Annotated in this window: 17 protein-coding genes and 1 other RNA gene; 16 read left to right on the top strand and 2 right to left on the bottom strand. The window is 59.9% G+C overall.

Annotated features, from left to right (window positions below; genetic code table 11):
• Nucleotides 1–12: 12 nt before the first annotated feature.
• Entirely contained in the window at nt 13–876 is an 864-nt protein-coding gene (gene tesB, locus H7A77_RS08955; RefSeq protein ID WP_033642086.1) for an acyl-CoA thioesterase II, read from the bottom strand.
• A gap of 231 nt (nt 877–1,107) precedes the next feature.
• Here tesB and H7A77_RS08950 point away from each other — a divergent pair, with 231 nt between their 5' ends.
• Complete coding sequence (locus tag H7A77_RS08950; protein WP_033642087.1) at nt 1,108–1,599, top strand: YbaY family lipoprotein; 492 nt, start codon at nt 1,108–1,110, stop codon at nt 1,597–1,599.
• A 64-nt stretch (nt 1,600–1,663) separates the two neighbouring features.
• On the opposite strand, the gene H7A77_RS08945 is transcribed toward H7A77_RS08950, so the two are convergent.
• The gene (locus H7A77_RS08945; protein ID WP_033642088.1) at nt 1,664–1,978 is read right to left on the bottom strand and encodes an MGMT family protein; all 315 of its coding nucleotides are present in this window, start codon (nt 1,976–1,978) and stop codon (nt 1,664–1,666) included.
• Nucleotides 1,979–2,134: 156 nt separating this feature from the next.
• On the opposite strand from H7A77_RS08945, the gene ffs reads away from it, so the two are divergent.
• The 15 genes from ffs to gspM all read left to right on the top strand — a co-directional run bounded on the left by ffs (nt 2,135) and on the right by gspM (nt 14,408).
• An RNA gene (gene ffs / locus H7A77_RS08940) (signal recognition particle sRNA small type) lies at nt 2,135–2,231 on the top strand.
• Nucleotides 2,232–2,598: 367 nt separating this feature from the next.
• Nucleotides 2,599–3,396 (top strand): winged helix-turn-helix domain-containing protein, encoded by a 798-nt coding sequence (locus H7A77_RS08935; RefSeq protein ID WP_033642089.1) that lies wholly within the window; start codon nt 2,599–2,601, stop codon nt 3,394–3,396.
• Nucleotides 3,381–3,875: a FidL-like protein gene (locus H7A77_RS08930; protein WP_033642090.1), complete on the top strand. Its 495-nt coding sequence runs from the start codon at nt 3,381–3,383 to the stop codon at nt 3,873–3,875. The genes H7A77_RS08935 and H7A77_RS08930 overlap by 16 nt, the downstream gene beginning before the upstream one ends.
• 400 nt (nt 3,876–4,275) lie before the next feature.
• Nucleotides 4,276–4,755 (top strand): CadC family transcriptional regulator, encoded by a 480-nt coding sequence (locus H7A77_RS08925; RefSeq protein WP_033642091.1) that lies wholly within the window; start codon nt 4,276–4,278, stop codon nt 4,753–4,755.
• A gap of 30 nt (nt 4,756–4,785) precedes the next feature.
• On the top strand, nt 4,786–5,289 hold the full coding sequence (locus tag H7A77_RS08920; RefSeq protein ID WP_042783791.1) for a type II secretion system protein N: 504 nt from the start codon (nt 4,786–4,788) through the stop codon (nt 5,287–5,289).
• A gap of 51 nt (nt 5,290–5,340) precedes the next feature.
• The gene (gene gspD / locus H7A77_RS08915; protein WP_164107018.1) at nt 5,341–7,305 is read left to right on the top strand and encodes a type II secretion system secretin GspD; all 1,965 of its coding nucleotides are present in this window, start codon (nt 5,341–5,343) and stop codon (nt 7,303–7,305) included.
• Nucleotides 7,302–8,798: a type II secretion system ATPase GspE gene (gene gspE / locus H7A77_RS08910; RefSeq protein ID WP_182074074.1), complete on the top strand. Its 1,497-nt coding sequence runs from the start codon at nt 7,302–7,304 to the stop codon at nt 8,796–8,798. Before gspD ends, gspE begins: the two co-directional genes overlap by 4 nt.
• The gene (gene gspF, locus H7A77_RS08905; RefSeq protein ID WP_147880923.1) at nt 8,788–9,999 is read left to right on the top strand and encodes a type II secretion system inner membrane protein GspF; all 1,212 of its coding nucleotides are present in this window, start codon (nt 8,788–8,790) and stop codon (nt 9,997–9,999) included. Before gspE ends, gspF begins: the two co-directional genes overlap by 11 nt.
• A 41-nt stretch (nt 10,000–10,040) precedes the next feature.
• Entirely contained in the window at nt 10,041–10,469 is a 429-nt protein-coding gene (gene gspG / locus H7A77_RS08900; RefSeq protein WP_147838769.1) for a type II secretion system major pseudopilin GspG, read from the top strand.
• Nucleotides 10,466–11,041 (top strand): prepilin-type N-terminal cleavage/methylation domain-containing protein, encoded by a 576-nt coding sequence (locus tag H7A77_RS08895; RefSeq protein ID WP_147880922.1) that lies wholly within the window; start codon nt 10,466–10,468, stop codon nt 11,039–11,041. Before gspG ends, H7A77_RS08895 begins: the two co-directional genes overlap by 4 nt.
• Nucleotides 10,923–11,300, top strand: coding sequence for a type II secretion system minor pseudopilin GspI (gene gspI, locus H7A77_RS08890; protein ID WP_370528315.1), 378 nt, complete (start codon nt 10,923–10,925; stop codon nt 11,298–11,300). Before H7A77_RS08895 ends, gspI begins: the two co-directional genes overlap by 119 nt.
• Entirely contained in the window at nt 11,297–11,911 is a 615-nt protein-coding gene (gspJ, locus tag H7A77_RS08885) for a type II secretion system minor pseudopilin GspJ (protein ID WP_042783795.1), read from the top strand. The genes gspI and gspJ overlap by 4 nt, the downstream gene beginning before the upstream one ends.
• The gene (gspK, locus tag H7A77_RS08880) at nt 11,908–12,810 is read left to right on the top strand and encodes a type II secretion system minor pseudopilin GspK (RefSeq protein ID WP_182074072.1); all 903 of its coding nucleotides are present in this window, start codon (nt 11,908–11,910) and stop codon (nt 12,808–12,810) included. The genes gspJ and gspK overlap by 4 nt, the downstream gene beginning before the upstream one ends.
• A gap of 3 nt (nt 12,811–12,813) precedes the next feature.
• A complete protein-coding gene (gene gspL, locus H7A77_RS08875; RefSeq protein ID WP_182074071.1) occupies nt 12,814–13,947 on the top strand; it encodes a type II secretion system protein GspL in 1,134 nt (377 codons plus the stop codon).
• Nucleotides 13,944–14,408 carry a type II secretion system protein GspM gene (gene gspM, locus H7A77_RS08870; protein ID WP_033651100.1) on the top strand — a complete coding sequence of 155 codons (465 nt, stop codon included), beginning with the start codon at nt 13,944–13,946 and terminating at the stop codon, nt 14,406–14,408. Before gspL ends, gspM begins: the two co-directional genes overlap by 4 nt.
• Nucleotides 14,409–14,411: the final 3 nt, after the last annotated feature.

Here is a 14,411-nt window from a genome sequence, read left to right as displayed (position 1 = left end):
TTATGCCGCAAATCAGGCGTCGCGTTGGCGAATCACCCCTTCCTGTACGGTGGTGGCGACCAGCACGCCGTCGCGGGTGTAGATCTGGCCGCGCACAAAGCCGCGTGCGCCGGAGGCGGAGGAGCTTTCCACCGCGTACAGCAGCCAATCATCCATGCGGAACGGGCGGTGGAACCACATCGAATGGTCGATGGTGGCCACCTGCATGCCCGGCTCGAGGAAGCCGACGCCGTGCGGCTGCAGCGCCGTCGGCAGGAAGTTAAAGTCCGACGCGTAGCCCAGCAGATATTGGTGGATGCGCGCATCGTCCGGCATGCTGCCGTTGGCGCGGAACCACACGTAGCGATGCGGTTCTTCCACGCTGCCCTTCAACGGGTTGTGGAATTTCACCGGGCGCATTTCGATCGGCTTCTGACCGATAAATTTTTCGCGTACTTTGGTCGGCAACATCGGCGCCAGCTTCTGAGCAATCTCTGATTCGGACAGCAGCCCTTCCGGCGGCGGCACGTCCGGCATCTGGTTCTGGTGCTCGAAACCTTCTTCCGGGCTCTGGAAGGAGGCGGTCATATAGAAGATAGGTTTGCCGTGCTGGATGGCGCTGACGCGACGGGCGCTGAAGCTGTTGCCGTCGCGCAGGGTTTCTACGTCGTAGACGATCGGCTTGCTGCTGTCGCCCGGACGCAGGAAGTAGCTGTGGAACGAGTGCACGCTGCGCTCGTCCGGCACCGTCTGTTTGGCGGCGTACAGCGCCTGGCCGACCACTTGCCCGCCGAACACCTGACGCAGCCCCAGATCTTCGCTTTGGCCGCGGAACAGCCCTTCTTCGATTTTCTCCAGATCCAACAGATCGAGGAGGTTTTGCAATGCCTGGCTCATAAAATTGTTACCTTTCTAATAATCATTTTGCGCAGTGTGCGGAATATCACGGCGCGGCGTCAATATCTTGCGTTAAAGGGCCGATGAGAATGCTCTTAATAGTGAGCGCATTGGGCTGGCTAAGTGATTAATAGGCGGGGCAAAGTGGATTTATCAGTGTTTTGTGCTAAGTTTAATGAGTGAGGTGGTGAAAGCCACCAACGTGTTGATAATAAAAAAGGAGACCGATCCATGAAACTCTGGCAAATCGTAGGCGGTGCCGCAGCACTGACGATCACGCTGGCAGGATGCGCGCAAAAGAGTGCTGATGTGCCTACACCGGCGGCCGGCAACCCGGCGGCTGCGCAAACGCAGATTCAGGGGCCGGCGGTGACAGGTTCGGTTAATATACGTCAGCGCATTGCGCTGCCGCCGGACGCCGTACTGACTGTCACCCTCTCTGATGCCTCGCTGGCGGATGCGCCGTCCAAAGTGATTGCACAGCGCGCGATACGTACCGAAGGGCAACAAGCGCCGTTCAACTTTACGCTGCCGTACAACCCGTCTGATATCCAACCGAATGCGCGCATCATTCTGAGCGCGGCGGTGACGGTCAACGGGCGACTGATGTTCATTACCGACACGATCCAGGAAGTGGTTAACCGCAACGGCACCCGCGCCGACCTGCTGCTGGTTCCGGTGCAGGGCGTGCCGATGCAGGCTGCGCCAAGCGCGATGCAGTAATTCTGCTGCGGTACGGCAAGACCCAATCAACAGCCTTTGCGCTTCGGCCAAAGGCTGTTTTGTTTTACCAGCGCCAGCCGTAGCGATCGAAATCGACCGTGCTGTGCGGGCCGAAAATAATCCCCTCCGCCAGCAATGCCTGCCGTTGCCGTTGAAAATCCTCCCCCTGTTGCGAGATTTGCCCGTGCCGGTTGATTACGCGGTGCCACGGCAGCGTGCTGCCTTCCGGCAAACGCCGCAGCACACCGCCGACCTGACGCGCGGCGCGCGGCGAACCGGCCAGACGGGCGACTTCACCGTAGGTGGTGACTTTGCCGTACGGAATAGCGGCCACGATATGGAATACCCGCTGGCTGAAAGAGGCGTCTTCTGGTTGCATGTTGCAGTTCCTGCGCGAGTCAAAACCCAGGCGGAGAGTGTGCCACAATGCAGGTGGGCAAGAAAACAGCGGTTGGCCCGGGTTGGCTTGCTATTTGATGGGGCATCGCCGATAATGCCCACCGCTTCGGAGTACAGAAGCCGTCAATGGGGGCCCTGTTGGTTCTCCCGCAACACTAACTTGTGAACTCGGTCAGGTCCGGAAGGAAGCAGCCGCAGCAGGTGACGTGTGTGCCGGGATGTAGCTGGCAGGGTCCCCACCCATTTGCGTCCCGCAAAACGCTTTTCCCCGTTATTCATCAAGTCGATACGCTGAACAGGCGTTACTTGCGCACCTCGCGATCGCGAAGCGTGTCCTCTGCACCGTTTTAGCCTTTATCCCCCTGATAGAAATGTATTGTTGCCAACAGATCCGATGACGGCGAAAAAATAACGCGTATACCGCCATTTGTGGGACAAATAAGGATGGAGAGATGGGGAAAATTCTTAAAGTTGCGCACCTGTTGGGATGACGTTAGTATTGTTTTTTCTCTGTGCGAAAAAACTATCCGCGCTTAGCGGCGGTCGTCGAACTGGCTCAATAAGTTTAAATAATAACCCGTGTGCGCTGTCAGGCTAAACATGATTTATATCATTGATAAAGATATTACATTTAATACTGAAAACGGTTCATTGAAAAGTTTAAAGAAGGGGCGGGAAGTTTTCTTATCCAGCGTCAATGCCAGAGTATTCAAATGCTTGCTTGAACACGGCCATGAGACGGTGAGCCGCGAGACGCTGTTGCAGCAGGTTTGGACCGATCACGGCTTGAGCGCCTCTTCCGCGACGTTAAATCAATATATCAGCCTGACCCGACGCGCATTGACGTCTGTCGGTTTCAACGAGCGCCTCATCGTTACCCTATCCAAAAAGGGGTATAGACTTAATCGAATAATACCTGTCGACCGACTGCGGATTGATTTACCCGAGCCCCCTCAGCTTGCCGATGCCGCGGTGACGTTGGCGTCACCTGCCGCAACGACAAAAAACACCCATCACTATTTTTTTATTCTGCTGCGCAGTTTATCGATCGTCGTACCCTTATCTTTTCTGGCGCTGTGCTTCATCTATTACAAGCACCATCGCGACAGTGAAAAGAAGCAGGTATTGTCCTACGTCGGCACGGTGAACGGTTGCCCGATCTACTATGCCGGCCATTTTTTGGCGAATCACCAGGACGGCTACTTGCAGTTTCTGGTCAGGAAAGATTTGTATGGCCGACATTGTCGATCCGGCGAGGTCGTCATTACCAAGGTTAACCGTTCTCAAAATGCCAATGAAGACAGCGGACGCCAGTTTATCGCCAAATGCACGAAGGACAGTGCGGCTGTTTTGCATAACTGTGAGAGCGAGTACATTCGGGCATGGAAAAAAAGTTAAATATTCTGTCAGCCACGCTGGTCGGCCTGTGCGTGTTGACCGGCAGCGTGATGTATTCCCTGATACGCAGCCATCATGACTTCAGTGATTTTTCCTGCGAAGCGAACGCCACGTTCAATTATTTCAATTCACTGGACGCGCAGGCGGCCCATAACGACATTCAGCTGTCGCTGAAAATAAACTACATCTTTTTGTCCGGCGATAAGGGCGTGATGGTCCTGTCGGGGTTAGCCAACGACGGTGAAAAGAAATACTTCGTCAATCGGCGGGTTAACTTCAGCTATGTTTCGCAGGGGAGTTTTTATCGATTTCAGTACGGCGAGGTCAACTATTCGCCGCGTGATACCTTACCGGAAGAGATTTATACCTACTTTTTCAGCAATGAGTCGACGTTTTATCATATTCGCAGCATTGATAAAAACACGTTGATGTTTAGCAATGCCTATTCGCCGATGTTCTTATGCAATATTGAATCCTGACGTTTACTTTATTGCCCCCCTCCGATAAAGATGCATTTTATTTGCCGTTTATGGCGTCCCGCCGTCTTTTTAGCGCACAACTAATAACATGAGTTATTATCGGTCATTGTCTATTTTTCGCATCACTAATCGAATTTAATGGCGGTTCACTTATTTTATAAATTCCTCTATCACCATGTTTTTAAATGACTTAATGGCTTTAGGTTTGTGTTGTTTTGTTAGATTAATTTTATATTGTTTATTTTAAATAAATAAGTTGCATGAATATTTTTAACATGATTAATTGAGCCGGCTCTTAACACGGTGAATCACTTATTTGCGTTGAAAATGCATCTGCCGCATGCGTGCAAAGGTAATGGCACAGGGAGCCTTTGGACTTCATTAAACTGATAGGCGAGAGATGGACATACATAGCATTGCCCTGAACGAGACTCTGTTGGAAAATGAGTTGGTGATCTTAAACAACAATGAAAAGACGCTGTTATTTAAAAAAGAGAATGTGCTCATCGAAATGACCGAATTGCAGCGGCGTTTCATGCTGTGCCTGTTGAGTGGCATCTATAAGAAAAATGACATTATACGCGCAGTCTGGTTCTGCAACCATGAGACCATCAGCGACAATAACTATTATCAAATGATATTCCAATGCCGCGCTTTGCTCTCCCGCCACGGTATTCCGGGCGAGGTGATCAAAACCATTCCCCGATTTGGCGTGATGCTGAGTTTCCAGGCCTGCGAACGCGCGAATACGCGGGAGCAATGCTTGGCACCGGCGGCTAATAAACAGCGGCGAACGTGGCTGGATGCCGTGAATTATAAAGTGGCGCTGGCCATCACGCTGCTGTTTTCCGTGGCGATGGTGTTGGGCATTTCCGCTTAGCGTTGGCGCCGTTGAATAACCGGGGGGCCAGTGAGCAAGCGGTTAATAGACTTTTTTATTCTACTTTTCTTCCTGGCTAATTTGACGTTCATGCTTTCTCAGGTGTGGCGAATGATAACCGTGAATAACGAACCCGTTGAGCCGCACCTTGAAAGTGGGCGTGAGCAAGTGCGCCATGGCGTCTTTCCCCAGGAAGATGACATCGAGAAAATTAACGACGCACACTGGTTTGGCCGCTATCAGGCGGCGAAAAGCGGCGAAAAGGCGCGCGGGTATAAGGTCGGCGAGTGGGCGATCGGCGCCGAGCTGCTGGCTAACGCGCCGGAGGCCGCGGCGCTCGGCAAGATAACCGGTCTGCTGTTCAGTGATAACGCCGAAAAAAGCCTGGTTATCGTGGAACATGGCGGTAAGCAAACCGGGTATGGCGTTGGCGATCGGCTGGTCGGCAGCAATGCCGTTATCGTGCGGATATTAAAAAACAAAATACTGCTCGATGAAAACGGTTATTACGCCGCGCTGACGTTTAAAGAGTAGCCGGCGCGCCGCTTCGGCGTAGGGTGTTTTACAGCATAAGGCAACACTGTGATGACGCATTTTATTTTTCGTTCCCGCGCAGGCTGGAGCGCCGGTTTATGGCGCGCGTTAGCGGCGGTGGCCGTCATGATTGCCCTGGGGGGCCTGGCGCGTGCGGAGCAATTCTCCGCCAATTTCAAAGGCACGGACATTCAGGAATTTATCAATACGGTCAGTAAAAACCTGAGCAAGACCATCATTATCGATCCGGCGGTGAAAGGTAAGGTTACGGTGCGCAGCTACGAACAGCTCGACGAGAAGCAATATTACCAGTTCTTTCTCAATGTGCTGGACGTCTACGGCTATACGGTCATCGGCATGCCCAACAATGTCCTGAAGGTGATCGCCGCCAAAGAGGGAAAAAGAGCCGCGCTGTCGCAAAGCGGCGGCGAGGCGATCGCCGAAGGGGATGAAGTGGTGATGCGCGTGGTGCCGCTGCGCAATATCGCGGCCAAAGACGTTTCGCCGATCTTGCGCCAGCTTAACGACAGCATCGGCGTGGGCAGCGTGGCGCATTACGAGCAGGGCAATGCGCTGTTGATCACCGGCCGAGCCGGGGTGGTCAACGGCCTGCTCGACCTTGTCAGGGAGATGGATCAGGACGACGGCAATCAGGTCGAGACCTTCGCGCTGAAGCATGCGGCGGCGCCGGAGATCGCGCGGATGGTGAACGAACTGTTTCGCGAAGAGGGCAAACGACGTATGGCCGGGGCAGGCTCGCTGCGGCTGGTGGCGGATGAGCGCACCAACAGCGTGATGATCGCCGGGGACGATCGGGCCCGCGAACACGCCAAAGAACTGATTGAGCAGTTGGATAACAAGAGTGTCATCCAAGGCAATACCCAGGTCATTCCGCTCAAATACGCCAAGGCGCAGAGCCTGGTCGAGGTGCTGACCGGCGTGAGCGCGGGCCTGCAAAACGAGAAAGAGAGCGCCGCCGCCAACGTGGCGCTGTTGAAAAATGTGGTGATCAAGGCCGATGAGCAGACCAATGCGCTAATCATCACCGCCGCGCCGGACGTGATGCGCGATCTGGAGGCGGTGGTCGCCAAGCTGGATGTACGGCGCGCGCAGGTGCTGGTCGAAGCGGTGATCGTCGAAGTGCAGGATGGGCAGGGGCTGAACATCGGCGTGCAGTGGGCCAACAAATACGGCGGCGGCACGCAGTTCGCCGGCCAGGCGCCCGGCATCTCGGCGGGGTTCGAAAACGGCATGAGCGATGTGTTCGGCAAGGCCAACGGCCTGATGACCGGTTTCTACAGCGGCAACTGGGGCGTATTACTGTCCGCCATCGCCAGCAACAACCAAAACAATATCCTGGCTACGCCGAGCATCGTTACGCTCGATAACGCCGAGGCGGAGTTCAGCGTCGGGCAGGATGTACCGATCCTCACCGGTTCGCAAACCACCAACAGCGATAACGTCTTCAATACCGTGTCGCGCAAAACGGTGGGCATCAAGCTCAAGGTCAAACCGCAGATCAATCAGGGCCAGTCCGTGCTGATGCAGATCGAGCAGGAGGTCTCCAGCGTTGCCGACAGCGCCGGCGCCACGCCGGATTCGTTGGGGGCGACCTTCAATATCCGCACGGTCAACAACACGGTACTGGTGGACAGCGGTGAGACCGTGGTGGTGGGCGGGCTGCTGGACAAGTCCAACTCGGAGCTGGAGAGCAGCGTGCCGATCCTGGGCAAGATCCCGCTGGTGGGGGCGCTGTTTCGCTCGAACGCCATCAAAGCGAGCAAGCGTAATTTGATGCTGTTTATCCGCCCGACCATCATTCGCAGCACCGAGGGGTATGCCCGGCAGAGCCAACGCAAGTTAGGCAAGTTCGACGCCGAGCAGCAGGACGATCGTGAGCTGAATAACGCACTGCGCAGCGAGATCGCCGGCGATAAGAAGGCGGTCGACAATCGGGCGTTCCTCGCCACCGTCGCGCGTATCGAGGCGTTTTATTCGCGCGGAGCGCGCCCGTGAAGCCCCGTTCTACGGGGGCGCGGCTGCCTTTTGGCTGGGCGCGGCAGCATGGCGTGCTGGCCGTCGACGGCCAGAGCGGCATCCAACTGTATTGTCATCCCGAGACCCGCCACGCCGCATTGATGGAGGCGTACCGCTGCCTGCCCGGTGAGCCGACGCTGGCCCGGCTGGACACGGAGGCCTTTGAACAACGGCTGGTGGCGCACTATCAGCGGGAAAGCGGCCAGGCGCAGAAAATGATCGACGATCTGGGCGGCGAACTGGATTTCTATGCGTTGGCGGAAGAGCTGCCGCAGCAGCAAGACCTGTTGGATGAACAGGACGATGCGCCGATTATCCGCCTGATTAACGCCTTGCTGAGTGAGGCGATCAAAGAGCGCGCCTCCGATATTCACATCGAAACCTACGAGAGCGAGCTGGTGATCCGTTTTCGCATCGACGGCGCGCTGCGCCGCATTCTGGCGCCACAGCGCAAGCTGGCGGCGCTGCTGGTGTCGCGCATCAAGGTCATGTCGAAGCTGGATATCGCCGAGAAGCGCGTGCCGCAGGATGGGCGCATGGCGCTGAAGGTTGGCGGGCGGGCGATCGACGTGCGGGTGTCGGTGATGCCGGCCAGCCACGGCGAGCGCGTGGTCATGCGCCTGTTGGATAAACAGGGCGTGCGGCTCGAACTGCCCAGCCTGGGCATGGCGGCGGCGCACCAACAGGCGTTGCTGCGCCTGATCCGCCAGCCGCACGGCATTATTCTGGTCACCGGCCCGACCGGTTCGGGCAAGAGCACCACGCTTTATACCTTGCTGAACCAGATCAATGACGAACAGCGCAACATCATGACGATCGAAGATCCCGTCGAGTATGAACTGGCCGGCATCGCGCAGACGCAGGTGAACCCCAAGGTGGACATGACCTTCGCGCGCGGGCTGCGCGCGCTGCTGCGTCAGGATCCCGATGTGGTGTTGATCGGCGAGATCCGCGACGGTGAAACGGCGCAGATCGCGGTGCAGGCCTCATTGACCGGGCATCTGGTGCTGTCGACCCTGCATACTAACACGGCGATCGGCGCCGTGACCCGGCTGCGGGACATGGGCGTTGAACCGTTTTTGCTTTCCAGCTCGCTGAGCGGCGTGTTGGCGCAGCGCCTGGTGCGCCGGCTTTGCCCGCACTGTCGCGAGCCTTATGCGCTGCCTGACGCGCAGCGGCGCCAACTGGGGCTGGCGTCGACGCGGGCACTGACCTGCTGGCGCCCGATAGGATGCGAGGCCTGCGGCGGGCAGGGCTATCGCGGCCGAATCGGTTTGCATGAACTGTTGGTGCTGGATGAACCGATGCGCAGGGCAATCCACCGTAGCGACGGTGAGCTGGACATCGCCAGGCTGGCCGGGGAGCGCTATCAGCCGCTGCGCCAGGATGGGATCGCCAAAATGTGCGCCGGAGAGACCAGCCTGGAAGAAGTGTTGCGGGTGACGCGCGAAGGGGATGGCGATGAAGTTTGATTATCGCGCCTGCGATCGTGAGGGGCGCGCCCGGCGTGGCGTGTTGGAGGCGGATTCTCTGCGCCAGGCCCGCGATCGGCTGCGTGAGAAGGGGTGGCAGGTGCTGGCGGTGCAGGCGCGCAGGCGATCCGCTCTTGCCGGCCTGCTCGCCGGCCGTTGGATGGGCGGCGTGAGCAGCGGCGATCTGGCGCTGCTCACCCGGCAACTGGCGACGCTGCTGTCTGCCGCGCTGCCGCTGGAAGAGGCGCTGATGGCGGTGGCGCGGCAAACGGAGAAAAAAGGCCTGCAGGCGGCGTTGACTCAGGTGAGGCAGCGCATTCTGGAGGGTTTCCCGCTGGCGCAGGCGCTGGGGCAGTATCCGCAGATTTTTGACCGTCTCTATTGCGCCATGGTGGCGGCCGGTGAGATTGCCGGCCATCTGGGGCCGGTGCTGGAACGGCTTGCTGACTATGTCGAACAGCGCCAGCACATGAAGAACAAGATCGTGCAGGCGTTGGTGTACCCGATGGTGCTGACGGCGGTGGCGATTGGCGTGGTGGCTATCTTGCTGACGGCAGTGGTGCCGAAGGTGATCGAACAGTTTGTGCATATGAAGCAGACCTTGCCGCTGTCGACCCGGATGCTGCTCGGCGCCAGCGACGGATTGCGCCAATGGGGGGCGGCGGTGTTGATGGCGGCGCTGGCGGGCCTTGGCGCTTTCCGTTATCGCCTGCGGGATCCGGCGCGGCGCGCACGCTGGCATGCGTTCATCCTGCGGCTGCCGGTGGTCGGCAAACTGTCGCTGGCGGTGAATACCGCGCGCTACGCCAAAACGCTGAGCATTTTGAACGCCAGCGCCGTGCCGTTGCTGGAGGCGATGCGCATCAGCGCCGGCGTGTTGGGTAACGAGGCTGCCCGTGAGAGCCTGCTGGCGGCGATGGAGCGGGTGCGAGAGGGGGAAGGATTGTCGCCGTCGCTTGAAGGCACCGCGCTGTTCTCGCCGATGATGCGACACATGATCATGTCCGGCGAGCGCAGCGGCGAACTGGACATGATGCTCGAACGGGCGGCGGCGATGCAGCAGGAGGCCTTCAGCCGGCAAATCACGCTGGCGCTGGGGCTGTTTGAGCCTTTATTGGTGATCGCGATGGCCGGTTCGGTGCTGTTTATCATTCTGGCCATCCTGCAGCCGATATTGCAGCTCAATAATATGGTCGGCTAATCATGCCGTTAATGGAGAGTAAAGTGAGTCATATCAGCAATATGCGCAGGTCCCGGCAGCGTGGGTTCACGCTGCTGGAAATCATGGTGGTGATCGTCATTCTGGGGCTGTTGGCCAGCCTGACCATCCCAAGCCTGATGGGTAACAAGGAGAAGGCCGATCGGCAAAAGGCCGCCAGCGATATCGTCGCGCTGGAGAACGCGCTGGATATGTACAAGCTGGATAACGGCCGTTATCCCAGCGCGGAGCAGGGGCTGGCGGCGCTGGTGGCCCGGCCGACGCTGGCGCCGATCCCAAGGAATTATCCCGAAGACGGTTATATCCGCCGCTTGCCGCAAGACCCCTGGGGGCAAGCGTACCGTCTGCGCAACCCGGGGCGCCATGGCAAGCTGGATGTGTTCACGCTGGGGCCGGACGGTGTCGCTGATACCGATGATGACATCGGTAACTGGGTGGCCGACGCGCCATGAGGCGCATACGCGGTTTTACGCTGCTGGAGACCATGTTGGTATTGCTGCTGCTGGGGGTGACCAGCGGCCTGGTGATGCTGAGTTTTCCAGCGGATGAGAAGCCGTTGGCGCAGCAGGGGGAGCGATTGAGCCATTGGCTGAATGCCCTCGCCGAGCGGGCCGAGCGCGAAGGGGTGAGGTATGGCGTGGCGTTCGATGACGGCGGTTGGCGCAGCGTCGCCGAAGCGGGGCGGGAGAGCCGGGAGCAGTACGCTCTGCCGGACGGCGTCGCGCTGCGGCTGAGCGTTGAAGGGCAAACCGTCGCGCTCGCCGCAGAGGCGGCGCTGCCGCAGGTGTGGCTGTATCCGGGGGGCGAAACCACGGCGTTCAGCGTGGAGCTATCGCAGGGCAAGTGCCTGTGGCGATTGCAGGCGCCCGGTTACTTTGTATTTGAAACGACGGACATTCGTTGCGATGACGCGGAAAATGAGACGCCAGCAGGGCATGACGCTGCTGGAAGTGATGGTGGCCCTGATGATCTTCGCCATCGGCTGTCTGGCGCTGATCAACAGCACCGGCGGCCAGGTGCGTAGCCTGAGCGCGATCGAAGCCAAGACCGTGGCGCTGTGGGTGGCGGACAACCAACTGACGCTGCTGCAGCTCGATCCCCGCCCACCGACGCTGGCCTGGCATTCGGGCACCACGGTGATGGCCGGTGAAACCTGGCACTGGCGCTATCGCGGGCGGGAGACCAGCGACGCCGGGATGCGGGCGATCGCGATTGAAGTCAGGCGCGACCCGCAGGATCGCAATGCGCTGGTGGAGATGCTCACCTACAGGGCGTTGTTGTGAAGCGCGCTTTGCAACGGGGTTTTACGCTGGTGGAAATGCTGTTGGCCATCGCCCTGTTCGCCATGCTGTCGCTCACCGCATTGACGGTCTTCAGAGGCGTGCTGAAAAACGACGAAATCACCCAGCGCAAATCGACGCAGTTGACCCAGCTGCAACGGGCGCTGGCGATCGTCGAGCGCGATTTGACGCAGGCGCAGGCGCGCGCGCCGACCGGCGATAAACGCTGGCCGGCGGCGCCGGAGTTTGCGGTGCTGCAGACGGCGGGAGAGGAAGGCGGCGATTTTCAGCTGTTGCTGATCCGAAACGGCTGGCCGAACCCCCAGGCCCGATTGCCGCGCGCCACGCAGGAGCGGGTGGCGTATCGCTACCGGCAGGGGCGGCTCGAACGCCTCAGTTACCCGAATTTGAGCAGCCCGCAGGCGGCGGCGCGCAGCGTGCTGCTGCTGTCTGAGGTGACGCGGTTCCAACTGCGTTTTTACCGGCAGGGCGAATGGTTGACGGCCTGGCGCGCCGGCGGGCTGCTGCCGCAGGCGGTGGAGATTGCCATCGACACCCCCGCGCTGGGGGAAGTCCGGCGCATCGTCACGCTGCCCGCCGCGAGGCCATTATGAATAAACAACGCGGTATGGCGCTGTTGATGGTGTTGCTGATGATGTCGCTGATGGCGATCGTGGCGGTCAATATCAACGATAACTGGCAGCGTTCGCTGGCGCTCACCCAGTCTCAGCAGGATCGACTGCGGGCGAAATGGTTGCTGCTGGGCGGCGAGAGCTACGCCCGGCAGCGGCTGCAGCAGGCGGGAGAGCAGCGGAAGGCGTGGGGGGCATCAGGGGTGGCCTTCAGCATGCGCACCGAAGAGGGGGAAGTGGCGATACGTCTGCGCCGCGTCGACGCCTGTTTCAACCTCAACGCCCTGATCCGCGCCGCCGGCCCGGCGGATGTCGGCGATAGCGAGGGGGGAACCCCCAATAAGGAGAGGCGAATATTCATGCTGCTATTGAACAATCAGGGGATCGCCGCTGCCCAGGCGGGCGCGATTGCCGATGCGATCGTCGCCAGAGCCTATGGCGAAGGGTATCTGATGGGGGATGTCAGCGAGCTGCGGGAGCTGGCCGGCATCGACCATGAGCTTTATCTGCGTCTGGCGCCGCTGCTTTGTGCGGCGCCGGATGCCGAGCTGCGCCTCAATCCGGACGCCGTGAACGAAGCTCAGCTGCCGCTGCTGCGGGCGATGTTGATGAACGCGCTGAGCGATGAGCGGCTGCGGGCGCTGCTGGCGGCCCGTCCGCCGCAGGGCTGGCAGACGCTGGCGTTTTTGTCGCAGGAAAAAGCGCTGCAGGCGCTGGGTGAGGATGACCTTGGCGAGCGACTTATTTTCGACGATAACCGCTGGATTGCGCAGCTGCAGCTTAGGCTGAACGACGGGCGCTATCGGCTGGTCAGCGCGTTGCAGCCGGGCCTGTCAGGCGTCACGGTCAGCGGACGTCGGTTCGACAGAGGGGAAGGGTAAACGATGGCGAACACCATCCTGCTTATCGCGCTGGACGATGATGCGATGGCCGATGTGCGCTGGGGCCGCGTCGGCGAGACGCGCTGCCGCTTTGCCGCCCGCCTCGATCTGGCCGAAGGCGGTAGTGAGTTGGCGGCCATGGCGCAGGGCAGCCGGGTCGTGGTGCTGGTGCCTGCCCGTCATGTGGTGCTGAGACAAACGACATTCCAGGGCAAGGCCCGGCAGGCGACGCCGCTGGCGCTGGCGTACTCCCATGAGACCGGGTTGTTGACCGATGTCGAGCAGATGCATTGGGCGGTGCTGGGCAAGGTGCAGCGCGATTTCACTATCGCCGGCGTTGCGCTGGCGCAGATGCAAGGGTGGGTTGATAGCCTCAACGCCTGCGGCATTCGCGTCGATGCCTTGCTGCCCGACGTGCTGGCGTTGCCGTTGCCGAACCAATGCAGCGCACTGCGCTGGCGCGGACACTGGCTGCTCCGAACGGGGGGCATGCAGGGCATGCAGTTGCCCGATGCCTGGGGGGACAGCGTCCCGTGGCCGACGCCGGATTGGTGTCTGCACAGTGGCGGAGAGGTGCCGGCGGGCTGGGAAACGGCGCGTATCGATGAGGATCCGCTGTGGCGATTGGCGGAAGAGGCCTGGAACAGCACATCCACGCTGTTGCAGGGGCGTTTCAAACCGGGCGTGCGCTGGCCGCGCCGTCTGCCCGATAAGACCGCCTGCGCGATTCTGCTGCTCAGCGGTTCGCTGCTGGTGGGGGGCTTGCATCACCAATTGATGGCCAGACAGAGCGAAAGCCAGATAACGGCGCTGACTCAGCGCCTGCTGCCGAGTGGCGAGACCGCGCCGGCGTTCGCCGAACGGGCGGCGCAAGCGTGGGCACGGCGTATGCAAGACACCCTGAATGCGCCGCAGCTGTTCAGGCTGTTGCCCTACGCGGCCGAGGCGCTTGCTGTCTGGGAACCTCCGCAGTTGCAGGCGCTGGCTTTCGACGCCGCCGACGATCGTTTGGTGGTGACGGTAAACAGAAACGACGCGCCGCTGCCGGCGCCGGTCAACGACGGTGGCGTCAGCATGACGTTCAGCGAGGGAAGCGCGCCTAACCAGGCGATCCTGACGGTGAGAGGTGAGCGATGAACATCGGTTGGCGCGATAAGGCGCTGCGGCGGGCAGTGCTGTTAAGCCTGTTGATGCTGATGGCCTGCGGCTACTGCCTGTATCAATTTTCACAGGCGCAAAAAAACGCACAACGGCTGGCGGCGCTGCGGGAGCAGGCGCGCGTCATCCAACAATTGCAGGCGCGTTTGCCGCAGAGCGCCGCCGCGCGCGAGCAACTGCCGGAGCGACTGCGACAGAGTGCGCTGGCATATCGCATCGCCATCGCCGAACTGACGGAAAGTGAAGCGGATGTGCGGGTCACGCTGCCACCGGTGCCGTTTGAACGCCTGTTGCCGTGGCTGGCCGCCCTGCAACGCGAGCACGGGATCCGCGTGCTCTCACTCGCCGCAGAACGTGCGGGGCAGGCGCCGGGCGTGGTGCAAATCAGCCAACTGCGGGTAACGGCGCAACCGGCGATGTCACCCACGCGACGACAATAGAGG

The organism is Serratia sp. ME47 (genome assembly GCF_903970925.1).
Lineage (GTDB): Bacteria > Pseudomonadota > Gammaproteobacteria > Enterobacterales > Enterobacteriaceae > Serratia > Serratia ureilytica.
Note: the sequence above shows the minus strand (reverse complement) of the source record. Positions and strands in the feature narration are given on the sequence as shown.